Below are 20,985 nucleotides of genomic sequence, written 5' to 3'. Positions count from 1 at the left end.
TTTCTTTGTCGCTTTGGACAAAGAAATGACGTGCCGCCACGCACAGTGGCTAATAGTGATAAAGAAAAAATCCGACTCTCGCAGACCACTAACATGGAAAGCACCAACCCGGCATAGACCCAGAACCGCTACCCCGGAACCAGGCAACCCGGCATCAACCCCGACCACTAACCCCAGAACCGCCCCCCCCAGGTATCAACCCCAACCGCTAACCCGGGAACCTAACACCCCAGCACAACCCCCACCCCGAGTGCGAACGAAAACCCCAACACATTTATCGAGGATGCCCAAGCCGCGCTTTCGTTGCATATATTTCGGCTTGCAGTTCATCAATACGCTGCAACAACGACAATGCCAGCGCCAGCCCTCTCCGGTCGAGTTCGAAATCGTCGCGTAGCCGCCTTGCCGTCTTCACGGTCACGACGTAACGCAACTGGAACATGCGTGTCGATGTGCCAGTGTCCACCGGCTTGATAACATCGGTATCAATGAGATCTTCAATTTCTTCAATCGATAACCCCGAGACCTCCGCCAGATATTCAACCTGGCAAACGTCCACGTCGTTAAGCCAGACCGACTCGCTCAATGGTGTGCTCATGGCTTTGCTCCTTACGCGAAATGTTTGCGCGGGTTGAAGTTCGATGCCGCCGCCAGTTCTTCCAGCAACTCGTGTTCTCGAGCGCTTACCGTCTTCGGCACTTCTATCCTGACCACGGCATACAGCGCCCCGACGCTGCCATCGGCCGACGCCAGTCCGCGTTTGGCAAGCCGCAACTTCTGCCCGGCGGTCGTGCCCGGTTTCACGTTGAGCTCCACGGTGCCCGCCAGGGTGGGCACGTGTACGCTCGCCCCCAACACGGCTTCCCAGGGCGCGAGCGGCAGATCGATATATAAGTCACGGCCATCGGGCCGATAGAGATGATGCGGCTGCAACACAAGCGACACATACAGGTCGCCGGCCCGTCCGCCGTTAAAACCCGGGCCGCCCTTGCCGGCCAGCCGCAGGCGCTGACCGTCTGCCGCCGATTTGGGAATGGTGATTCGAAAGGTCCGCGGCACACGATGCGCAAGGCCATTGGCGTCGTACTCGGGAAGCTCGGCGCTCAACTCGATCTCGTCTCCGCGATGGATCTGCTCAAGCGTTACCGGCGCGGCGATCTCGTAGTCCTGCCCGGGGACCGGAAAGCTTTGTCTGCGATGACTTCCCCCGCCGCCGCTACGGCCAAAGGCTGAGAAAAGATCGGCGAGGTCGACGTCGTCGAGACCGGCTTCACCCGTATGGAAATGCTGCTGCCAATCGGGTGGCGGCGTGAACGATTCGCCGGCCGGATGTTTGCCGAGGTTGTCGTAGGCTTCGCGCTTTTCCGGGTTCTTCAGCGTGGCATACGCTTCGGCGACGTCCTTGAATTTCGCTTCGCTGTCCGGATCGGCCGAGACGTCGGGATGATATTTGTGCGCAAGCTTGCGGTACGCCTTCTTGATGTCCGCCAGTGTCGCGGTGCGCTCGACTCCCAAGGCTTCGTAATAGTCCTTGAATTTCATTTGAGACCTGAAAGAAAAGTAGAACGGGTTTTTGTCTGAACTGAGGCGTCGCGACGGCGTGCCGGGTCTGCCGGGCCGCGTCACCCAGCTACCTCGATCAATCACGTCGTTAGCAGAGTGTAGGTCAATGCGGCGCAGGACGGGAAGTAGCTGACGAGTGTTCAACCACGGCCCAACCACGCGCCGGCAGCACGCGAGCCTTAGCAATCCGCGCACCCGCGGCGGCACAACAGCGCCACGTCAGATCGACGTGACCACCATGCCCACCGAGATCACCAGCATGACCGCGGTCGCTATCCATCCCAGTGCACGCAGCCAGCCCTTGGCCGCAAACTTTCCCATGATGTCCGCACGGCCCACTATTTTCATCATCACGAACATCACCGGCACGGCGACTACGCCGTTGAGCACCGCGCTCCAGTAGAGCGCCTTGATCGGGTTGATCGATGTGAAATTAATGACCATGCCGATCAGCGTAGCCACCGCGATGGTCGCGTAAAAGGCCTTCGCTTCCTGCATTTTGCGGGTGAAGCCCACTGGCCAGTCCCGCGCTTCGCCAATCGCATACGCCGCCGATCCGGCAAGAACAGGTACGGCCAGCAAGCCGGTTCCGATCAGCCCGACCGTGAAAAACAGCGCGGCGAACGGGCCGGCTATCGGCCTCAAAGCCTGGGCCGCTTGCGCTGAAGTTTCAATATCGACGATACCGCCCGCATGGAGGGTCGCCGCCGTGGTCGCCAGGATGGCAAGCGCGACCAGGTTGGACAATCCCATGCCGGCAAGCGTGTCGACCTCGATACGGCGGAGCGCCTTGGGACCTTGCTCGGGTGAATCGAATAGATCGAGCCGCCGCGGATGCACGCGCATGTCCTCGACTTCCTCATCGGATTGCCAGAAGAACAGGTAGGGGCTGATCGTGGTGCCGAACACCGCTACGACGGCAGTGAGATACGCCGATGTCCACACCGGACGCGGCAAGAAGAGGTTGCTGGCGAGTTGGCCCCAATTGACGTGGGCCACCGCCAGCACGGCGAAATACGCAAATAGCGACAGCGTGAACCACTTCAGCACCGCTACGTAGCGGGTGTATTGCAGCAAGAGCTGCATCGAGACGCAAATCACCGAGAACAGCAGCACATAGAGCCACTTGGGACCGGGCAACAAGAGCGCAAGGGCATCCGCCATCGCCCCCAGGTCCGCGCCCAGATTGACTATGTTCGCAATCAGCAGAAGCGCCACGATCCACTGCAGCAGCCACGTGGAGTAGTGCATACGAAGCACGCCTGCAATGCCGTGTCCCGTCGTGCGCCCGATGCGCGCACTGATCATCTGGATGGAAACCATCAGCGGGTAGCTGAACAACAGCGTCCACGACAATCCATAGCCGAAGGCCGCGCCTACCTGACTGTAGGTGGCGATGCCGCTAGGGTCGTCGTCGGAGGCGCCTGTGATCAGGCCCGGCCCCAGCACGCCGAGCAAATGGGGTTTGGTCGGGCCGATTACCGGATCGCGGTCCTCTGCATCGTATTCCTGGGAAGGCTCGTCCATGATGGCTCGGTGGTGTCAGAAGGAGGGGACGGAGCCGTTCCCGCAGTGCCGGGTCGGTTCAGGGCGCGTCTTTTTTGAAGGTCTGTCGGCGGCGATGCTTCCTGCGGAAAGCTCCACGATCTCCGACGTGATTTCCTCTTGCCTCAGCCGGCGAAAGTCGCCGGTCAATGCTTCGAGCTTGTCATGCACGTTCGTGCGTGCAGCGATCATCGCCCGCATGCGCGCTTCGTTTTCTGCGGCGAACGACAGCATGATGGCCTCGCAAAGCTGCGCGAAGATGTATTCCTCCGCGAGCTGCGATAACAGGCGCTGCGGCGCAAGATTAATGAGCGGCGGATTACGGCGCGGGGTTGCCGGTGACGTACCCGAAAAGCGCTCGTAGTCGAACGGCAACAGGGTCTGCTCCACGGTCTGGACACTGGCCGTCGGGTTCGGTGTTGCGTGGATCACGCTCACGCGAGTCGTCCGCCCGGCGACCAGGCGCTGGAACAAAACACCGGTGAGGCGATCGGCGAGTGCAGGTACTTCGTCGGCATGCGTGATCATGGGCGCAGACCAGCCGACGTTCAGCCCGCGTTCCGTCGCCGCCACGATCCCGCGGTCGCCAAGCAGCAGGTATTCCGTCCGAGCGTACGCAGTACTCGATGCAAGCGCCGCGTCGATCACGTGCTCGTTGAACGTGCCGACAAACCCCTGTTCCGCGCACAGGACTATCACCACGGACGCATCGTGCTTTGCATCCCGATCCGGGGCCGCGGTTTCGTGCGATGCATGATCGTCGATCAGCAGCAGCGCGTCGCCAATCGCCGCGCTGACTATCCGCGCGCACGCCCGAATGCCGTCCAGACGGCTGCGCGCTTCACGCGAGCGCGCAGCAGCGATCCCACGCATTGCGCCGACCACGGATTCAAGCCCGTGTACGCCATTCATGCGCGCCTGAACTTCGCTGAGTTTATTGCTCATGTCGGTGCGGCCTCGGGCTTGGTTTCCGGCTTGCCCTCGGCCGGAGGCGTTGCGCTTACTTGTACTGCAAGGTCGCGCACGGCTGCGACCAGTCCGCTCAACGTGGCCTCATCGAGCGTCCCTGTGGCAACAAGCGCGGCGCTCGCCGCAGGGCCGCCGTGCGCATCCAGATGTCCTGCAAGACGGGTGCGAACCGCCGCAATGCAACTGACTGGCAACGCGTCAAACACGCCATCGGCGAGCGCGGCCAGCAGCGCGATTTCATCGACGGGGCGCAGCGGCGCAAAACGCGGCTGCGTGATCAACGCGCGAATGCGCTGGCCCCGATCCACTTGCGCCTTCACTCTCGGCTCCATCGCGCCGCCAAAACGCGTGAACATTTCAAGCTCAAGGAATTGCGAATAATCTAGCCGCAGACGCCCTGAAACTTTCCTCAACGCGGGCAATTGAGCCTTGCCGCCGACCCGGCTCACGCTCAGGCCGACATCCACGGCGGGGCGCTGATTAGCAGCGAAAAGCGCGGCGTCGAGCATGATCTGCCCATCGGTAATCGAGATCAGGTTGGTGGGAATGTAAGCGGACAAATTGCCGGCATCGGTCTCCGCGACCGGCAACGCGGTGAGCGATCCGCCGCCCAGTTCCTTGGACAGTTTCGCCGCGCGCTCCAGCAACCGGGCGTGCAGATAGAAGATATCGCCGGGATACGCTTCGCGGCCGGGCGGTTCGCGCGTGAGCAGGGCGAGTTCGCGATGTGTGGCGGCATGCTTGCTCAGGTCGTCGATCACGATGAGCGCATGTTGCCCGCGATCACGAAAATATTCTGCGATGGAGAAACCGCTGAACGGCGCGATCCATTGCAAGCCCGGGGAAGCTGCCGCCGACGCGACCACGAATACGCATCGCTCGGGCGCGCCGTGGCGGCGCACGGCATCGATTACCCTCTGCACGGCGGTAGCACGCTGACCGATCGCCACGTACACGCAGATCATGTCGGTGTGCTTCTGGTTCACGATCGTGTCGATGGCAATCGAGGTCTTGCCGGTCGCCCGGTCCCCGATGATCAGCTCGCGCTGGCCACGGCCGATTGCAAACAACGCGTCGATCAGCAGGATGCCGGTGGCGACCGGTTGCGCGACCAGATCCCGGTCGATGATGGAAGGCGCCGGCCGCTCGATCGGCAAGTGCTTCTCGGCGGGCACGGGTTCGTCGTTGTCGAGTGGCCTGCCGAGCGGATCGACCACACGTCCGAGCAGTCCGGGACCGACCGGCACTTCCACCACTTGGCCCGTTCCAGTGACGCGGGAACCGGCGGAAATCGCATCGCCGTCGTCGAGCAGGACCGCGCCGATAGCATCGGCGTCCAGTGTGAGCGCAAAGCCGAAGCGGCCACCCTCGAAGCGCAGCAGTTCGTTCAAGCGCACATCGGGCAGGCCGGAGACCGAGGCAATGCCGTCGGACACGTGTTCAACGCGGCCGACGGTTTCCGCCTGCGGGGCAAACTGAGCGCGTGCGAGGGCGGCGCGACTGCTGGCGAGCCAGTCGTTGTCTCCTGCGTTGTCTCCTATAGCGAGGTCGGTTTTAATGAGTGTCATGAGCTGAGGAGTTCCATTTTCAGGCCGGCGAGATCGTGGCGAAAACTGTTGCGCACGAGTGCGTGCGGCGCTTCCAGTTCAAGTCCTGCAATCACGGCGGGATCGACTGTGACCTGAACCTGCAACGGATGACCGAGCGCCTGCGTAAGCGCAGTCTGACATGTCGCCAGTTCATCGCCGGTGAGGGCGCGAGGCACGATCAGGTGGACTGGTTCATCGTCGCCGGTCAGTTGTGCCCGGGTAGCCTCGGGCAGCGCGGCAAGCTCACGCGCGAGTCCATCGATGAACCCCGCGATCCGTGCCTCGGCGGGCAGGCGATCGAGTAGCCGCGCCGTGACATCGAGTGCGAATTGCGACGCGCGATCCGAGTCGGCTGCGGCCGCTTCGCGGCGGCTGGCATCGATTGCGGTCTGTGCAGCCGTGCGCATCTGTTCCGCGTCGGTGCGTGCGGCGTTCTCGAGCGACGTCTTGAGCTGCGCGGCTTCGGCCGTCGCCGCTTCGAGCAGATGCGCGCGCTGCGCGGCAAGTTCAGCGCTGTCAGCAGCGGCCTTTTGCTGCTCACCGAGCGCTGCGGCTTTGGCTGCGGTGGCATCGGCCATCAGCGCCGCGGCTGCATGCTGGCGCTCCGCCACTATCTTCGCCACTGGGCGAAACAGAAAGCGCGCCAGCAACCAGACGAGCACCAGCGCGTTGACGGTCTGTAGCAGTAGAGTCCACCAGTCGATGTGCATGATCAGCGCGTGCTCACTTCACGAACGGATTGGCGAACAACACGAGCAGGGCGATCACGAGGCAGTAGATCGCCATGGTTTCGATCATCGCCAGGCCGACGAACAGCGTGCGCGAAATCGTGCCGGCCGATTCCGGCTGCCGGGCGAGCGCGTCCATCGCGGCGGCAACCGCGCGGCCTTCGCCGAGCGCCGGTCCTATTGCGCCGAACGAGACGGCAAGCGCTGCCGCGAGAATGCTCACCACCTGGATTAGATTGTTCATTGCTGGCCTGCCTCTTTGCTGGAAGTTTTTGTGGAGTTTTCGGCTAGCGCGGCGCCAATGAAGACCATCGCGAGAACCGTGAAGATGTACGCCTGCACCGCGCCGGTCAGAAGGTCGAGCGCCATCAACGGGATGGGGACCAGCAGTCCGGCGAGCGACAGTACGATGCCGACGACGAAGACACCGCTCATCACATTGCCGAACAGACGCACGACCAGCGAGAAGGTCCGCGTGATCTGCTCGACCACGTTGAGCGGGATCATGATCCACGTGGGTTCGGCAAAGGTGGCGAGGTAACGGCCCAGGCCGCGTGTGCGGATGCCGTAGAAAATGGTTGCGAAGAATACGATCAGGGCCAGCGCGGCATCGGTTTCCACGTGAGCGGTAGGGGGCTCGACACCGGGCAGGAGTGAAGACCAGTTGCTGACCAGAATGAACAGAAAGAGCGTGCCGACCAGCGAGCGATAACGCTCGGGCTCGGCTTGCATGGTGTCGCGAATCTGGTCGTCTATTGTGCTGACCAGCAGTTCGAGCACCGTCTGTACTTTCGATGGCGTGAGCGACAAGCGGCGCGTGTACCACGCGGCGCCGCCAGCGAGCAGGGCCATGATGACCCACGTCGCCACGACCGGCGATGATACGTCGATCGGTCCGATATGGAACAGGGTGGCAGTGACGAGCGGCGAGGCGATCATGGCGTCACCTGGACGCGTCGCAGAACAAAGCCGCGCGCCAGCAGCAACCCGGCCGCGCCGCATAGCAACGGCCACGCGCCCAGTTTCGCCAGGACACCGAATAAAACCGCCACCCCGGCGAGGCGCAAGAGTTGCAGGCCGATTGCCTTGGCCGGCGTGCCGGCGATCAGCAACCGGACGTTCCAGCGCAAGGTGGCGAAGTGGAGCGCGCCGGCCGCGAGGCCGACACTCACACCAATCACGATCTGGGCTGCGAGTGGTAAGTGATGTGTCATTGCCGATCTCCCCGGGTTTGCCGATGCATCCACTTCCACGCAGACCACAGTCCGACGGCGGCACCTGCCATTAATAACGGCGCCGAGAAAAACACGCCGGTGTTGAAGTACCGGTCGAGCCAGTGGCCGATCACCAGCCCAAGCAGCGTCGGCACGACGATGGTCCAGCCGAGAATGCCGATCTGACCGAGGCGGGTTCCAAGCGATGGTTCCGGCTCTTCCCGCGCCTCACGTTCGCGCCGCACGGCTTGCCGTGCGGCATGCGCCATGCGGTCGGCGTCACGCTTGGAATCGATATCGTCAGGCGAGGGCTGAGTCACGGTCCTGCTCCGTCCGCCGGTCCCGCGCTCGGACGCAGATACCGCAATAACTGCCGCACGGCTTGCGCATGAAGACGTGTTTCGTCTACGCGGGCACGCCGCACTGTATCGAGCTGCGCCGCGCGCGCGGCATCGACTTGCGCCTCAAGTACCTCGAGTGATGTGCCGCTCGTTCCCATCACGCCTTCGCGGCACGCAATCGATATCTCGTGTCCGCCTGACACGCGCAGCACGCCTTCCTTCACGGCGCAAAACTGTTCGATGCCGTCAGCCTCGTGCCATCGAAGCACGGACGGCGCGAGCACGGTCAGGAACGCTGCGTGGCCGGGCAGAATGCCGAAACTGCCGGTAGCGTCCTCGGCGCGCAGCGCGACGACTTCGGTGCTGTCGAACAGCACGCGCGCTGGCGTGGCGATAGTCAAATGCAGGAGCGCGCTCATGGTTCGACATGCCCCGCTGCGGTCTTGATGTTCGCGTTCTCAGGCGGCGTTGACGACGCCGCTTCGCGAGTGCGGGCTTCATCGAGTGTGCCGATCATGTAGAGCGAGCTTTCCTGCCAGGTGTCGCACTCGCCGGCGAGGATCGCCTTGCAGCCGGCGATGGTATCGGCAACCGCGACGGAGCGGCCGGGCACGCCTGTAAACGCCTCCGTGACGGTGAATGGCTGGCTCAGGAAGCGCTGCAGGCGGCGAGCCCGTCCAACGATGCGACGATCGTCCACGCCGAGTTCCTCGACACCGAGCAACGAGATCACGTCCTGCAGTTCCCGATAATGTTCGATGGTCTTGCGCACTTCGATGGCGACCGCAGCATGCTCGTCGCCGACGAAAGCGGGGTCGAGCAGGATGGACGACGAAGCGATCGGATCGATGGCCGGATACATGCCCTCGGCGGCCATCGAACGGGACAGGACGATCATGCTGTCCACGTGCGCGGCGATGGTGGTCACAGCCGGGTCGGTGAAGTCGTCGGCGGGGACGTAGACGGCTTCGATCGCGGTAACCGACACGCCGCCAACGGACACAATCCGCTCCTGCAGCGCGGCGACTTCGCTTGCGAGCGTCGGCTGATAACCAACCCGCGACGGCAGCCGTCCGAGCAGGCCTGAAACTTCCGCGCCGGCCTGGACAAACCGGAAAACGTTGTCCATCAGCAGCAGCACATTCTGGTGACGTTCATCGCGAAAGTATTCGGCGACGGTGAGCGCGGTCAACGGCACCCGCCAGCGCGCGCCGGGCGGCTCGTTCATCTGGCCATAGACCAGCACGGTACGCGGCAGCACGCCGGAATTGCGCATGTCGAGCAGCATCTCGTGGCCTTCCCTTGAACGCTCGCCGACCCCGGCGAACACCGAGATGCCTTTATAGCGTTCGACCATTGCATGGATAAGCTCCATCACGAGCACGGTTTTACCCACCCCGGCGCCGCCGAAGGTCGCGGCCTTGCCGCCCTGTGCAAGCGGGGTCAACAAGTCGATGACCTTGATCCCGGTCCAGAAGATCTCGGTGGCCGCGCTCTGCGACGCAAACGGCGGCGGGGCGCGATGAATCGGGCGGCGCGGGACGTCGTCGGCGAAAGATGCGCCGCGGTCTCCCGGCGTGCCGGTGACATCGATCAGACGTCCGAGCATGGCTTCCCCCACCGGCACGAGGATCGGCCCGCCAGATGCACGCACGGTTGTCCCGCGATTCAGCCCGTTGGTTGACTGCAACGCCAGCGCGCGCACCGTGCGTTCATCCAGATGAGCCTGCACTTCCGCGATGATCGGTGGTCCGCGATCGGTGAAGATGGAAAGCGACTCTTCGATCAGCGGCAACGGAGCGTTATCGAAAGCGACATCCACGATCGCACCCCGTACGGCGACAACGCGGCCCTGCGGTCCATCAACCGGGCCAGCAAGCGCGGGCTCGACACTCGTCTGGCCGACGAGGCTTGGCAGCGGCTCGACCGGGCCTGCCTTCTCCAAGCCGCCCGTTGGTGGAGGGTTGTCAAGGGTGGCGACTGGGTAGCGAGTATTCAATTTGCTTCCTTCAGGCGGGCTGCCGTCACGCAACTGAAAAGCGCGTGCGTCCCGTTGTTTGCCGTCAATGTGAAGTGCGCGTGGCGGTCCGAACACGAAGCGCATCTGGACTGCTGCCAACATAGGATGAATAGCGCCGGCGAGAGTCAACTGTATCCACAGGCACGCCCGGACGGTTGATTTGAATCAAGCGCATGGAGGGGCATGCGACCGGCATGGGCACCGTGCCGCCCATGCCGGTCATGGCGCTCACGACACCTTACGCAGGGTCGGCGAACTGCGCGATCACCTGCGGATTTTCAATGGTCGACGTGTCTTGCGAAACCACTTCGCCCCTCGCGACCGAGCGCAACATCCGGCGCACGACCTTTCCGGAGCGCGTTTTCGGCATCGCATCGCCGAAGCGGATTTCCTTCGGTTTTGCAATCGGGCCGATCTCCTTGCCGACCCATGCGCGCAATTCGTTGGCGATACGTTTCACGTCGGCACCGGCGGGCCGTGGGCCTTTCAACACGACGAATGCAACGATGGCTTCCCCGAAGGTTTCATCGGGGCGGCCAACGACCGCCGCTTCGGCGACCAGCGGGCAAGACGCCAGGGCCGACTCTATTTCCATCGTGCCCATGCGGTGACCCGATACATTGAGCACATCGTCAATGCGGCCGGTGATCGTGAAATAGCCGGTGTCGGGGTCGCGAATCGCACCATCTCCGGCGAGATACAGATTGCCTCCCAGTTCGTCGGGGTAATAGCCTTTGCGAAAGCGCTCCGGGTTGCCCCAGACGGTGCGGATCATCGACGGCCAGGGCTTGCGGATGACCAGCACTCCGCCTTGCCCGTTCGGGACCTCGTTGCCGGTTTCATCGACGATCGCGGCATCTATGCCGGGCAGCGGCAGCGTGCAGGAACCAGGCACGAGTGGGGTAACGCCCGGCAACGGCGTGATCATGTGACCACCTGTTTCGGTCTGCCAGAACGTATCGAGCACGGGGCACCGCCCGCCGCCGACCTGCTCCGAATACCATGTCCACGCGCTGGGGTTGATGGGTTCACCGACCGTGCCGAGGATGCGCAACGTGCTCAGGTCGAAACTTTCCGGATGCACCGCGCGATCCGCTTCAGCGCTCTTGATGAGGGACCGGATGGCGGTTGGCGCGGTGTAGAAAATCGTCGCCTTGTGGCGCTCGATCATGTCCCAGAAACGGCCCGCGTTCGGATAGGTTGGCACGCCTTCGAAAATGATCTGGGTCGCGCCAACGGCGGTCGGCCCATAACAAATGTACGTATGCCCCGTGATCCAGCCGATGTCGGCGGTACACCAGAAGACATCGTCAGGCTTGATATCGAAGGTCCACTTCATGGTGACCGCAGCCCACAGCAGATAGCCTCCGGTGCTGTGCTGCACACCCTTCGGCGCGCCGGTGGACCCGGACGTATACAACACGAACAGTGGATGCTCGGCGCTCACCCATTCGGGCTCGCAGGTATCCGGCTGTGCGTGCTCCAGTTCATGCAGCCATGCATCGCGGCCGCCGATCCAGGGAATCCGTCCACCCGTGCGCCGATAGATGGCGACGGTCTTCACGGCGTCGGTGCCGTCCATCGCAAGCGCCTCGTCCACAATGCTCTTCAGCGGCAGTGTCTTGCCGCCGCGAACCTGCTCGTCGGCGGTGATGATTGCTACCGCGCCAACATTCGTTATGCGCTCATGCAGCGACTTCGCGGAAAAGCCGCCGAACACGACGCAATGCGGTGCGCCGATGCGCGCGCAGGCCTGCATCGCGACAACCCCTTCGACTGACATCGGCAGATAGATGACGATGCGATCGCCTTTCTTCACGCCGCGTGCCCGCAGTGCATTCGCGAGCCGGCATACCCGGTGATACAACGCCTGATACGTGATGTTCGAAACCTGGCCGTCGTCGGACTCGAAGATGATCGCGGTCTTGTTCGCATTGCCGGCGGCCAGATTGCGGTCGAGGCAGTTGTACGACGCATTCAGTTCGCCGTCTTCGAACCACTTGTAGAACGGCGCATTCCGGTCGTCGAGAATCTGCGTGAACGGACGGCGCCAGGTCAAATGCTCACGCGCAAGGCGCGCCCAGAACGCTTCGTGATCCTGGCCTGCCTCAGCCACGAGTGCGCGATAAGCGTCCATGCTTTCAATCGCGCTGCGGCCTGCCGGAGCAATCTCCTGGGCAGGGACGAGAGAGGTTGATTCGATGGTAGACATGGTCTCCTCGCTTTAATCATGGATCGTCGGTTGACAAGGGGTCTTGATGAAGGGCTCTTGATGACCCCATGACGCAGCAGGATGGCCACCCCGTGCGCTTGCCGAAAAAGCGAGACCGCTATCCGACGTTATCCGACTATGAGATGTCCAGTGGATATCTCATTGATACAAGTCAAGCGGACAGGTCAGCGCCATGGCTTCACCTACGCCGCGTGATCAGATCGTCCATCAGCGGCACGGCTGCCAGCACGACCAGCATCGCCGAAAGCGGCAGGGTCGATATGAAACCCCATGGGCATGTCCGTTTGCTTCGATCAAACCCCTGCAAGCTTCTCGCTGTCGAGAATGTGTACCTGCTTGCCGTTTGTATCGATCACCCCTGCGTGCTGCAGCTTGGAGAACATCCGGCTCACGGTCTCGAGTTTCAGCCCGAGATAGCTGCCGATCTCTTCACGCGTCATCCGCAGATTGAATTCCGCGGAAGAGTAACCCCGCGTTTTCATTCTCGACGACAGGTTGAGCAGGAACGCAGCAACGCGCTGCTGGGCGGTCATGGTGCCGAGCATCATCATGAGCCCGGATTCACGCACGATCTCGCCGCTCATCATGCGATGCACATGCTGCTGCATGGCTTTAACGTCGTGGCAAAGGTCCTCCAGCAAGTCGAACGGGATGACACACACCTTGCTGTCCTCGAGCGCGATCGCATCGCAATTTTGTTCATCGGAGCATACGCCGTCGAGTCCGAGCGGTTCGCCCGCAATATGAAACCCGGTGACCTGCTCGTGGCCGTCGCGATGCGTGATGACCGTCTTGAAGCAACCGACACGCACGGCATAGATGCTTTTGAACTTGTCGCCGGCGCGGTATAGCGTCTCGCCGCGTCGTACAAGCCGCGTGGAGCAGACAATCGCGTCGAGCCGCGCCAGCTCCGTCGCGCTCAGGAGAGGCGGCATGCAGATGGAGTGCAACGAACAAGCGGAGCAGTTCGTGTCCGCACGAGCGCCCGGTGGCGGCGAACTCGTGGTGGAGGAGCGTGCCAGATAAGCAAAAGGCGTCGAGGTTGAAGCGGCGGGCGCGCAAGCGATAGCTGAGGTCATGCCTGTCTCCAGAAGAGTCGGACGATCACTGAATGGATGGACTGAGGAGCTGTGCGGATCGGGCGCGCAACGAGTGAGAGACGGTCATGCCGGCTCGCAGCGTATGCGCTCGCGGCGGTGCTTATTGGCCAGTCGCACGATGGTGTCGCGGGCCAGTTCGTACTCGCCGGTCTTGTCGAAGAAATAGCTTGCGCCGGCGCGCTGGCAAGCAGCACGAAATGCCGGTCCAGAATGATTGGTCAACACCATGGTCAGGACAGGCGACGTGGCGCGCGCCAGTGATTCAACGATCTCCATGCCGCTGCCACCCGCCAGATGCGGGTCAACGATCACGAGATCGGCGCGGGTCATGCGGATACACCCCAGCGCCGAGTCCGCTTCTTCGGACTCGCCCACGATCACCACACTGTCCAGCGCGCCAATCAGGGCAGAGAGGCGGCGGCGCACAAGGCCCGAGTCATCGACGAGGAAGATCTTCAGCATGGAGCGCAACCGTTTGAGTTCATGCCTCGAAGTATGTTCGAGGCTATCTCAAAATAAAATCGGCGAGCGGCCAGACATGATGTAGGGGTTTTGGAAGGGCTGTAGGGATCGGACTACACGCTTGGCGCCAAGCGTATTGGGCGGGGGTATTCGGGCTTTCAGGCGCGTTTTTAGGCGATCTTTCAGGCGTCGCAGTCGTCGTCGAAGAGCTTGTGGCGCATGGCATAGCGGACCAGCGCTGTGTCGTGCGGCATCTGCATTTTTTCGAGGATGCGCGTTTTGTACGTGCTGACCGTCTTGGCGCTCACCGACAGCGCCTGGGCGATTTGCGTGATCGTTTCACCCGCCGCGATCCGCCGGAATACTTCGAATTCGCGGTCGGAAAGCCGCCGGTGCGGCAGGTCGTCGGCCGGATCGTTCAGGCTTTGTGCGAGCCGCTCGGCCATCGCGAGGCTGACGTACACGCCGCCTGCCGCGACTTTGCTCACGGCCGTGACCAGTTCAGCGCTCGCGCTTTCCTTGGTCAGATACCCCGATGCCCCCGCCTTGAACGCACGCACCGCGTATTGCTGTTCAGCATGCATCGTCAGGACCAGGATGCGCAGCGACGGTTTCTCGTCCTTGATCTGTTTGAGCAGTTCGACGCCGTTCCTGCCGGGCATCGACAGGTCGAGGACCAGCACGTCCGCCGGGGTGGCACGGATCATCGCCATGGTGGAAGCGCCGTCGCTGGCTTCACCAGCGACCTCCAGGCCGTTCGCGCTGAGCAGGATATGGCGTAGTCCGTCGCGCACGAGGGCGTGGTCATCGGCGATCAATACTCGGGTCATTGCAGCGGTTCTTCCTCGGTGTTTTCTGGATTGCTGGAGAAAGGCTCGTCCTGTTGCAAGGTCGCCAGCGGGAATGTCACGGTCACAGCAAACCCTTGTCCGATGCCGGACTCGATCGAGACCGACCCGTCCAGCCCGTGCGCCCGCTCGCGGATGCCGATAAGACCAAACGACTTGCGCCCGGCGTCGGCACGCTCATGTGCGCCTATGCCGTCGTCGGCAATGCGCAGGATGCAGCGCTCACCTTCCAGATACAACGCCAGATTGACATGGGTAGCTTGCGCATGACGCGCCACATTGGTCAGCGCCTCCTGCACGATCCGGAACACGGCGGTTGCGCCGTCGCGGCTGAAAATGGTGTGCCTCGCGTCGATCCGCCGCTCGACGTCAATGCCGTAGCGGTTCGTAAAGTCGATCGCCAGCCAGTCGATGGCCGGGACCAGGCCCAGGTCATCGAGCATCACCGGGCGCAGGTCGGCGGCTATCCGGCGCATCGAGGCGACGGTTGCGTCGATCAGGCGCTGCATGCCGCGCAATTGCGCGCGCGCCTCGGCGTCCGTTCCGGGGCTAAGTTCGAGCGAGGAGATATCCATTTTCAGCGCGGTCAATTGCTGGCCCAGGTCGTCATGCAACTCCCTTGCAATACGGGACTTTTCTTCCTCGCGGATACTCAGCAAATTCGCGGAGAGCTCCCGCAGTTCCTCGTGCGAGCGCTGCAGCGAGCGTTCAGCGTCGACTTGCGCGCTGATGTCGCGCAGCATCACCGTGTAAAGCTTGCCGGTTTCATCGCCGAATTGGGAGATCGATGCTTCGAGCGGGAACTCACCCCCGGTCGCGCGCAGGCCGTACAGGATGCGCCGCCCGCCCATTTGCCGGTCGGACACGCCGGTGACGCCGAACTGGCGCACGTGCGCTTCGTGACCGGCGCGAAAGCGCTCGGGAACGAAGCGGGCAAGGGAGGTACCGAGCGCGTCGGCGGCCGGGCAGTCGAACAGACGTTCCGCCATTGGGTTGAACATGACGATTCGCTGGTTTTCGTCGATGGTAATGATCGCCTCCATCGACGAGCGGATGATGCCGCGCAGTCGCGCTTCGTCAAGGCGTGTTGAAGCCGGTGTCGCGGCGTTTGCGGCTTTCGCGGCCTTCGCGCCGTGGCGCCTGAACGCCATGAAGGCGGCGCTCGCGGTGAACAGGAGGGCGCCGGCCATGCCAACCATGCCGGTTACGCGGGTCGGTCGGCCGGCGCCGCGCTGCAATGCCGTCTGCGATGCCGTGTTACGCCGTGGCGCGGACATGGGGTCTCCGGGGAAGGGGAAATGCGTGCCGCCAGGGTCGGGCGGTTGTGCGGATCATACCGTGCCGCGCCGGACGTGATTTGTGCGGCATACCCCCGGCCGCGCGAATTGATGTGGATCAAGCGGCCGGCGGGCCTGCACGCGGACACTGAAGCATGAAGGACATCCGGGGAGCGGGTCATGTACAAACGAATTCTGGTAGCGCTCGACGGCAGCGTCAGCGCGCGCCTTGCACTTGAAGAGGCGCTCAAGCTGGCGCAGGTCGTCGATGCGGAGTTGATGGTGGCGTGCGTTGTCTCGCACGACTTTTGTGATCTCGTGGGTGGGGTTATCGGAGAAGAGGCCGGAGAAGCGGCGGGCGAGGCGGCCGATAGCGGCGCGCACTGGCAGCTCGATCATGTGCGCGACTTGTGCGATCGCAGCGGGGTACGCTGCATTACTCAGATCATTGATGCACACGGCGCAAGCATCCCGGGCGCCCTCATGCAAGCGGCCCAGGCGTTCGAAGCGGATCTCATCGTGATGGGGACGCATGGACCGCGTGGCACGCGCCGGCATTTGATCGGCAGCGTCGCGGAAACAGTTTTGCGTTCGAGTCATGTTCCGGTCCTCACCGTTCGTGACGATCAGCGCGACGATGAACACGGTGCGGCACTCGCGCTCTGGCGCATTCCCTAACGGCCCGACCGGCGGCGCTCATGTGGCGCTCATGCGTCGGGCCGGATCGGGACGGTCCCGCCCTTACTGATAAAGACGCTTATAAAGACGCGTCGGCAACGTCCGGCGTGCTGCTCGCTTTGCGCGGTTCCTTTTTTTCCGCGGAATTCAGCGGTACCAGCAGCACTGGCCGGGTCGAAATCCGCAAGAAACGCTCGGCCACGCTGCCCAGCACGAGCCTGCGCCAGCCGCGCCGCCCGTGCGTGCCCATGACCACGAGATCGGCGCTGAAATCTTTCGCGGCGGCCGTGATCCTTTGGGCAATATCGTCACCCAAAGGATCGACTTCAACAACGAGCGTCGAGCCTTTGACACCCGCGCGCAGCATCTTGGCGGCCGCGTCGGCCAGCACTAGCGCCCCCTCTTTGACAAACGCTTCGCGTACGAGCGACGGGTCGCAGGCTGGCCCCGAATACATCAATTGCGGCACGTCCACCACATAAACCGGCTTGAGTTCCGCGTCGTGTTCGTGAGCGAGTTCCAGGGCGGCGTCGAGGGCGTGTTCTGATGTTTCGCTGCCATCGATAGGAACGAGAATGCGGTTGTACATGAAGAATCTCCTTGGTTCTAAACCTGGTTCTAAAGCAACATCAATGCGACATCAATACGGGTACGGGCATGGACTCCAGCATGGTGCGCGTCGCGCCGCCCATCACGAGTTCCTGCCAGCGCGAGTGGCCATACGCGCCCATGACGATGAGGTCGGCACCCAGGTCCGACGCGCGCGAAATCAGCATGTCGCCCATCGGTACGTCGTTGACGCCGTCGATTGCCGCGACTTCGGCCTTGACGCCGTGCCGGGCCAGCAGGAGCGCGATGTCGGCACCTGGAATGCGGTTGTCGCCTTGCGACTCGTTGAGCCTGACGACGGTGACCCTTTCGGCGCCCTGCAGCAGCGGCATCGCGTCGTGGACAGCGCGGGCCGACTCGCGGCTGCCGTTCCACGCAACCATGATGTTCGCGCCAAGCGCCGGAAACACCCCGGTGTAGGGGATGAACAGCACAGGGCGGCCCGCGGTCATGACGAGCGTTTCAGGGAAATGATCGGCGATAAATGATTCCGGATCGTCCGGATCATCCTGCCCCGCCACGACCAGATCCGCGTAACGGGCATAGCGAGGAATCGCTTCGTCCGCGGAATCAGGGTGATCGACCCACTGCCCCGTCACACCCGCGCGCAACAATTCCGCGTGAAAGATCCGTTCGAGCGCGCCATGGCGTTCCTGGCGGGTTTTACGGTGCTCTTCGTAATAGTCCGCCACGCCGGCCATGACATAGAAAGAACGCGGGTCTGGAGTAAACGCCGAGAACACGCCGGTCAGGTGCGCGTCGAATTGCCTGGCTAGACGCAAAGCGTATTCGAGGCGTGGATGGGCGCGCGCGCTCATGTCGAGTTGAACGACGATGCTTTTATAGCTCATCGCAGATGCTCCGTTGGTGGGTCGTTGGCGTCAGTGACAGTGACGCAGTGAGCGGCGGCGTTGCGCCAGACTCGGTCGTGGAATCAGTTCAGATCTCCGACGCTTACAAAAAGTCTATGAGTTCGCGTTTTTTTCCCGTTGATACAGATCAAGGAGCCGCGTCCCGGCGCGGCCTGAGCGCGGCCAATGCGATGCTGCGATAGTCACGGCAGGAGCTTCCGCACGCATGTTCTTACCTGTTGATACAGGTCAACCGCGCCCGCGTTCGCCAAGCCTAAAGTTTTGTCGTGGAAGCCCCGTTTCCAAGCATGTCCAGACAAAAGGAGATTGACGATGAAGGCACTCGTGTATCACGGACCCGGCAGTAAATCCCTCGACGACCGGCCGATGCCGAAGCTCCTTTCGGCGACGGACGCAATCGTCAAGGTCACGCGCACGACCATTTGCGGTACGGACCTGCATATCCTGAAGGGCGATGTTCCAACCTGCGAACCGGGCCGCATCCTGGGACACGAGGGCGTGGGTGTCATCGAACAGGTAGGCGCCGCGGTTTCGACATTCAAACCCGGCGACCATGTTCTTATTTCCTGCATCACGTCGTGCGGAAAATGTGATTATTGCCGCCGTGGCATGTACTCCCATTGCACGACAGGTGGCTGGATTCTCGGCAACAAGATCGACGGCACGCAAGCCGAATACGTGCGTATCCCGCATGCGGAAACGAGCTTGTATCCGATTCCCGCCGGTGCCGATGAAGACGCGCTGGTCATGCTCTCGGACATCCTTCCGACCGGTTTCGAATGCGGCGTGCTGAACGGAAAAGTGCAGCCGGGCAGCACGGTTGCCATTGTCGGTTCGGGTCCCATTGGCCTTGCCGCGTTGCTCACGGCGCAGTTCTACGCCCCGGCGCAGATCATCATGATCGACCGCGATGCGAACCGGCTGGAAGTGGCCCGAACCTTCGGCGCGACCGCGTGCGTGAACAATGCAAGTGGCGACCCGGTGGCTGAAATCAAGAAGCTGACCGGTGGCATTGGCGTGGATTGCGCGATCGAAGCGGTTGGTGTGCCGGCCAGCTTCGAGCTATGCCAGTCCATCATTGCGCCGGGTGGCACTATCGCCAATGTGGGCGTACACGGCGTGAAAGTCGATCTGCATATGGAATCGCTGTGGGACCGCAACATCACGATTACGACGCGACTGGTCGATACCGTCAGCACGCCCATGCTGCTCAAGACCGTCCGTTCCGGGCGTCTGGAAGCGGGCAAGCTGATCACCCACCACTTTGCGCTGAACGACGTTCTCAACGCCTACGAGACCTTCGCCCAGGCCGCCGATACGCGTGCGCTTAAGGTGATTATCGAAGCGTAAAAAAGCGGGAGGCGTTCCGCCTTGCCGGCCAGGATGCTGGACGGCGCCGGCACGGGACGATGGTCCGGTTGTCGGGGGGTGTCGGGGGTGGAGAGTAAGGGAGACATGATATGGCGCTGACGGGTCAAGTGACGGGGGACGGCTGGAGCGTTTCCACCAATAGCATCCCGGTCGACGGCGGTTTTTGCTGCGAAGTGCACGTAGCCCATGGCGGCACGGCGGGTGATTTCACGCATCAGTTCCGGCACTCGAAAATCTTTGCCCGCGAGTGGGAGACGGTACTCGACGGCTTGCGCGAGGGTGTAGTGTGGATCGACCTGAAGCGCGCGAAAACGATTCATCTGTAGGGCGGCGCGCAATGACTTAGTGGCAGTCATGGTTCGCCTTGACAGCGTCGACGGGCAAACAGATGCCGATTCGAAATCCGTCGTTCGGCGCGCTGTCGAATGTTATTCGTCCATGTAGCTGGCGGCCCCGTTCCTGTATGCCGAGCAGTCCGAAATTCTTCTTTCCCCGATTGTTATCGAGCGTTGTTCCTTTGCCATTATCCTCGATGCGCAGCCGGAATTCATCTTGCACGACACGCATCTGAACGCACACCCGGGTAGCTTCAGCGTGACGCGTGACATTGGTCAATGCCTCCTGCACCACGCACGAACCGCGGGGCTGGCGGAGGGGGTGTTTGCCTGCGATCGATTGTGATACGGTGGGATACGCCGGTTAGGTAGCACGGAATGGGCCCGGCAATACGGATATTGAAGCGAACGATGCAATTCGCGCGGAAAACGCAATACGCCGCACCCTTGTTCTGCTGGTTCGCTGATCCACATCATGGCGCGGTATCGGCCGCATTCGGAAAATGCCGATACGGAAAAGCGCATTCGCGACCGGAAAAACAAGGGGAAAATCCGTGGAAAAACATTCACTATTTGCAGCGGCGCTGTTGAGCGCGGCTTTATCGGCGGTATGCCTGCCGGCACAGGCCGATCAGGGCGACATTCTTGCGCGCGTCAGGGCAATCAGCATCCAGCCCAGTGTCTCCGCGGGCGGCACGCTGGGAAGCATCGGAACGGGCGTGAACAACGCCATTGTTCCCGAACTCGATTTTGTTTATATGGTGCGCCAGAGTATTGGCGTCGAGTTGATTCTTGCCACGTCGCGTCATCAGGTAACGTCGAACACCGGGGCGCTTGGCGGCGTGAACGTCCTGCCGCCCACGCTCTTGCTTCAGTATTATTTCAATTCTGCTGGCAAGGTTCGCCCCTACGTTGGCGCGGGCGTGAACTACACGCTGTTCTATAACAACGGGCTGCACGCCGGAGATACACCCGTATCGATCAAGAACTCAAGTTTCGGCCCCGCGCTGCAAGCGGGTGTCGACGTGCAGGTCGCCCGCAATCTGTTCGTCAACTTCGACATTAAGAAAATCTGGATGCGCACCAGCGCGACGGCGGACGGTGCATCGCTTGGGTCGCTCAAGATCGATCCGCTGGTGGTCGGCGTTGGCGTAGGCATGCGTTTCTGATGGCGGCACGGTTGACCTGAGTACGGTTGATCTGAACGCAGTTGATCTGAATCATGTCCGCC

At 62.3% G+C, this 20,985-nt stretch carries 23 protein-coding genes and 1 pseudogene; 4 read left to right on the top strand and 20 right to left on the bottom strand.

Annotated elements, in window-relative coordinates; translation table 11 throughout:
* Nucleotides 1–274: 274 nt before the first annotated feature.
* From HB376_RS08565 to HB376_RS08485, 17 genes and pseudogenes are all read right to left on the bottom strand, one after another.
* A complete protein-coding gene (locus tag HB376_RS08565; protein WP_213763020.1) occupies nt 275–598 on the bottom strand; it encodes a chaperone modulator CbpM in 324 nt (107 codons plus the stop codon).
* Between the two features lie 11 nt (nt 599–609).
* Nucleotides 610–1,542, bottom strand: a complete 933-nt coding sequence (locus HB376_RS08560) for a DnaJ C-terminal domain-containing protein (RefSeq protein WP_213763018.1) — start codon at nt 1,540–1,542, stop codon at nt 610–612.
* A 240-nt stretch (nt 1,543–1,782) separates the two neighbouring features.
* Nucleotides 1,783–3,090 (bottom strand): divalent metal cation transporter, encoded by a 1,308-nt coding sequence (locus HB376_RS08555; protein ID WP_213763017.1) that lies wholly within the window; start codon nt 3,088–3,090, stop codon nt 1,783–1,785.
* Nucleotides 3,091–3,105: 15 nt separating this feature from the next.
* Nucleotides 3,106–4,053, bottom strand: coding sequence for a F0F1 ATP synthase subunit gamma (locus HB376_RS08550; RefSeq protein WP_213763015.1), 948 nt, complete (start codon nt 4,051–4,053; stop codon nt 3,106–3,108).
* Nucleotides 4,050–5,645 carry a F0F1 ATP synthase subunit alpha gene (locus HB376_RS08545; protein WP_213763013.1) on the bottom strand — a complete coding sequence of 532 codons (1,596 nt, stop codon included), beginning with the start codon at nt 5,643–5,645 and terminating at the stop codon, nt 4,050–4,052. The genes HB376_RS08550 and HB376_RS08545 overlap by 4 nt, the downstream gene beginning before the upstream one ends.
* Nucleotides 5,642–6,376, bottom strand: a complete 735-nt coding sequence (locus HB376_RS08540) for a F0F1 ATP synthase subunit delta (RefSeq protein ID WP_213763012.1) — start codon at nt 6,374–6,376, stop codon at nt 5,642–5,644. The genes HB376_RS08545 and HB376_RS08540 overlap by 4 nt, the downstream gene beginning before the upstream one ends.
* A gap of 13 nt (nt 6,377–6,389) precedes the next feature.
* Nucleotides 6,390–6,638: a F0F1 ATP synthase subunit C gene (locus HB376_RS08535; RefSeq protein ID WP_031359402.1), complete on the bottom strand. Its 249-nt coding sequence runs from the start codon at nt 6,636–6,638 to the stop codon at nt 6,390–6,392.
* Complete coding sequence (locus HB376_RS08530; protein WP_213763010.1) at nt 6,635–7,333, bottom strand: F0F1 ATP synthase subunit A; 699 nt, start codon at nt 7,331–7,333, stop codon at nt 6,635–6,637. Before HB376_RS08530 ends, HB376_RS08535 begins: the two co-directional genes overlap by 4 nt.
* Nucleotides 7,330–7,608, bottom strand: coding sequence for an ATP synthase subunit I (locus HB376_RS08525; RefSeq protein ID WP_213763009.1), 279 nt, complete (start codon nt 7,606–7,608; stop codon nt 7,330–7,332). The genes HB376_RS08530 and HB376_RS08525 overlap by 4 nt, the downstream gene beginning before the upstream one ends.
* The gene (locus HB376_RS08520; RefSeq protein ID WP_346730460.1) at nt 7,605–7,928 is read right to left on the bottom strand and encodes an AtpZ/AtpI family protein; all 324 of its coding nucleotides are present in this window, start codon (nt 7,926–7,928) and stop codon (nt 7,605–7,607) included. Before HB376_RS08520 ends, HB376_RS08525 begins: the two co-directional genes overlap by 4 nt.
* Entirely contained in the window at nt 7,925–8,368 is a 444-nt protein-coding gene (locus HB376_RS08515) for a F0F1 ATP synthase subunit epsilon (RefSeq protein WP_213763007.1), read from the bottom strand. The genes HB376_RS08520 and HB376_RS08515 overlap by 4 nt, the downstream gene beginning before the upstream one ends.
* Complete coding sequence (gene atpD, locus HB376_RS08510; RefSeq protein ID WP_255631230.1) at nt 8,365–9,948, bottom strand: F0F1 ATP synthase subunit beta; 1,584 nt, start codon at nt 9,946–9,948, stop codon at nt 8,365–8,367. The genes HB376_RS08515 and atpD overlap by 4 nt, the downstream gene beginning before the upstream one ends.
* Nucleotides 9,949–10,207: 259 nt before the next feature.
* The gene (acs, locus tag HB376_RS08505; RefSeq protein ID WP_213763005.1) at nt 10,208–12,181 is read right to left on the bottom strand and encodes an acetate--CoA ligase; all 1,974 of its coding nucleotides are present in this window, start codon (nt 12,179–12,181) and stop codon (nt 10,208–10,210) included.
* 314 nt (nt 12,182–12,495) lie between these two features.
* Nucleotides 12,496–13,281, bottom strand: coding sequence for a fumarate/nitrate reduction transcriptional regulator Fnr (gene fnr / locus HB376_RS08500; RefSeq protein ID WP_213763004.1), 786 nt, complete (start codon nt 13,279–13,281; stop codon nt 12,496–12,498).
* Between the two features lie 84 nt (nt 13,282–13,365).
* A complete protein-coding gene (locus HB376_RS08495) occupies nt 13,366–13,764 on the bottom strand; it encodes a response regulator (RefSeq protein ID WP_213763002.1) in 399 nt (132 codons plus the stop codon).
* Nucleotides 13,765–13,946: 182 nt separating this feature from the next.
* Complete coding sequence (locus tag HB376_RS08490) at nt 13,947–14,594, bottom strand: response regulator transcription factor (protein WP_213763001.1); 648 nt, start codon at nt 14,592–14,594, stop codon at nt 13,947–13,949.
* A pseudogene (locus HB376_RS08485) lies at nt 14,591–15,808 on the bottom strand (PAS domain-containing sensor histidine kinase); the annotation flags it as partial. The pseudogene HB376_RS08485 and the gene HB376_RS08490, both read right to left, overlap by 4 nt.
* A gap of 261 nt (nt 15,809–16,069) precedes the next feature.
* On the opposite strand from HB376_RS08485, the gene HB376_RS08480 reads away from it, so the two are divergent.
* Nucleotides 16,070–16,567: a universal stress protein gene (locus HB376_RS08480; protein WP_213762998.1), complete on the top strand. Its 498-nt coding sequence runs from the start codon at nt 16,070–16,072 to the stop codon at nt 16,565–16,567.
* Between the two features lie 79 nt (nt 16,568–16,646).
* Here HB376_RS08480 and HB376_RS08475 read toward each other — a convergent pair whose 3' ends face one another.
* Together HB376_RS08475 and HB376_RS08470 are read right to left on the bottom strand one after the other, a co-directional pair.
* Nucleotides 16,647–17,156, bottom strand: coding sequence for a universal stress protein (locus tag HB376_RS08475; RefSeq protein ID WP_213762997.1), 510 nt, complete (start codon nt 17,154–17,156; stop codon nt 16,647–16,649).
* A gap of 40 nt (nt 17,157–17,196) precedes the next feature.
* A complete protein-coding gene (locus HB376_RS08470; RefSeq protein ID WP_213762996.1) occupies nt 17,197–18,027 on the bottom strand; it encodes a universal stress protein in 831 nt (276 codons plus the stop codon).
* A gap of 333 nt (nt 18,028–18,360) precedes the next feature.
* Here HB376_RS08470 and HB376_RS08465 point away from each other — a divergent pair, with 333 nt between their 5' ends.
* Both HB376_RS08465 and HB376_RS08460 read left to right on the top strand, forming a co-directional pair.
* Nucleotides 18,361–19,398: a zinc-dependent alcohol dehydrogenase family protein gene (locus tag HB376_RS08465; protein WP_213762994.1), complete on the top strand. Its 1,038-nt coding sequence runs from the start codon at nt 18,361–18,363 to the stop codon at nt 19,396–19,398.
* Nucleotides 19,399–19,508: 110 nt separating this feature from the next.
* The gene (locus HB376_RS08460; protein WP_213762992.1) at nt 19,509–19,745 is read left to right on the top strand and encodes a hypothetical protein; all 237 of its coding nucleotides are present in this window, start codon (nt 19,509–19,511) and stop codon (nt 19,743–19,745) included.
* Nucleotides 19,746–19,761: 16 nt separating this feature from the next.
* Here the strand turns inward: HB376_RS08460 and HB376_RS08455 are convergent, their stop codons facing one another.
* Nucleotides 19,762–20,046 carry an ATP-binding protein gene (locus tag HB376_RS08455; RefSeq protein ID WP_346730463.1) on the bottom strand — a complete coding sequence of 95 codons (285 nt, stop codon included), beginning with the start codon at nt 20,044–20,046 and terminating at the stop codon, nt 19,762–19,764.
* A 292-nt stretch (nt 20,047–20,338) separates the two neighbouring features.
* On the opposite strand from HB376_RS08455, the gene HB376_RS08450 reads away from it, so the two are divergent.
* Nucleotides 20,339–20,923 carry an OmpW family outer membrane protein gene (locus HB376_RS08450; protein WP_255631243.1) on the top strand — a complete coding sequence of 195 codons (585 nt, stop codon included), beginning with the start codon at nt 20,339–20,341 and terminating at the stop codon, nt 20,921–20,923.
* Nucleotides 20,924–20,985 lie beyond the last annotated feature (62 nt).

Source organism: Caballeronia sp. dw_19, from assembly GCF_018449515.1.
Lineage (GTDB): Bacteria > Pseudomonadota > Gammaproteobacteria > Burkholderiales > Burkholderiaceae > Caballeronia.
Note: the sequence above shows the minus strand (reverse complement) of the source record. Positions and strands in the feature narration are given on the sequence as shown.

Bases quoted from the DNA above. Each gene is read 5' to 3' on its own strand.
- HB376_RS08565 (WP_213763020.1), bottom strand. From the start codon at position 598: ATGAGCACACCATTGAGCGAGTCGGTCTGGCTTAACGACGTGGACGTT.
- HB376_RS08560 (WP_213763018.1), bottom strand. From the start codon at position 1,542: ATGAAATTCAAGGACTATTACGAAGCCTTGGGAGTCGAGCGCACCGCG.
- HB376_RS08555 (WP_213763017.1), bottom strand. From the start codon at position 3,090: ATGGACGAGCCTTCCCAGGAATACGATGCAGAGGACCGCGATCCGGTA.
- HB376_RS08550 (WP_213763015.1), bottom strand. From the start codon at position 4,053: ATGAGCAATAAACTCAGCGAAGTTCAGGCGCGCATGAATGGCGTACAC.
- HB376_RS08545 (WP_213763013.1), bottom strand. From the start codon at position 5,645: ATGACACTCATTAAAACCGACCTCGCTATAGGAGACAACGCAGGAGAC.
- HB376_RS08540 (WP_213763012.1), bottom strand. From the start codon at position 6,376: ATGCACATCGACTGGTGGACTCTACTGCTACAGACCGTCAACGCGCTG.
- HB376_RS08535 (WP_031359402.1), bottom strand. From the start codon at position 6,638: ATGAACAATCTAATCCAGGTGGTGAGCATTCTCGCGGCAGCGCTTGCC.
- HB376_RS08530 (WP_213763010.1), bottom strand. From the start codon at position 7,333: ATGATCGCCTCGCCGCTCGTCACTGCCACCCTGTTCCATATCGGACCG.
- HB376_RS08525 (WP_213763009.1), bottom strand. From the start codon at position 7,608: ATGACACATCACTTACCACTCGCAGCCCAGATCGTGATTGGTGTGAGT.
- HB376_RS08515 (WP_213763007.1), bottom strand. From the start codon at position 8,368: ATGAGCGCGCTCCTGCATTTGACTATCGCCACGCCAGCGCGCGTGCTG.
- acs (WP_213763005.1), bottom strand. From the start codon at position 12,181: ATGTCTACCATCGAATCAACCTCTCTCGTCCCTGCCCAGGAGATTGCT.
- fnr (WP_213763004.1), bottom strand. From the start codon at position 13,281: ATGACCTCAGCTATCGCTTGCGCGCCCGCCGCTTCAACCTCGACGCCT.
- HB376_RS08495 (WP_213763002.1), bottom strand. From the start codon at position 13,764: ATGCTGAAGATCTTCCTCGTCGATGACTCGGGCCTTGTGCGCCGCCGC.
- HB376_RS08490 (WP_213763001.1), bottom strand. From the start codon at position 14,594: ATGACCCGAGTATTGATCGCCGATGACCACGCCCTCGTGCGCGACGGA.
- HB376_RS08480 (WP_213762998.1), top strand. From the start codon at position 16,070: ATGTACAAACGAATTCTGGTAGCGCTCGACGGCAGCGTCAGCGCGCGC.
- HB376_RS08475 (WP_213762997.1), bottom strand. From the start codon at position 17,156: ATGTACAACCGCATTCTCGTTCCTATCGATGGCAGCGAAACATCAGAA.
- HB376_RS08470 (WP_213762996.1), bottom strand. From the start codon at position 18,027: ATGAGCTATAAAAGCATCGTCGTTCAACTCGACATGAGCGCGCGCGCC.
- HB376_RS08465 (WP_213762994.1), top strand. From the start codon at position 18,361: ATGAAGGCACTCGTGTATCACGGACCCGGCAGTAAATCCCTCGACGAC.
- HB376_RS08460 (WP_213762992.1), top strand. From the start codon at position 19,509: ATGGCGCTGACGGGTCAAGTGACGGGGGACGGCTGGAGCGTTTCCACC.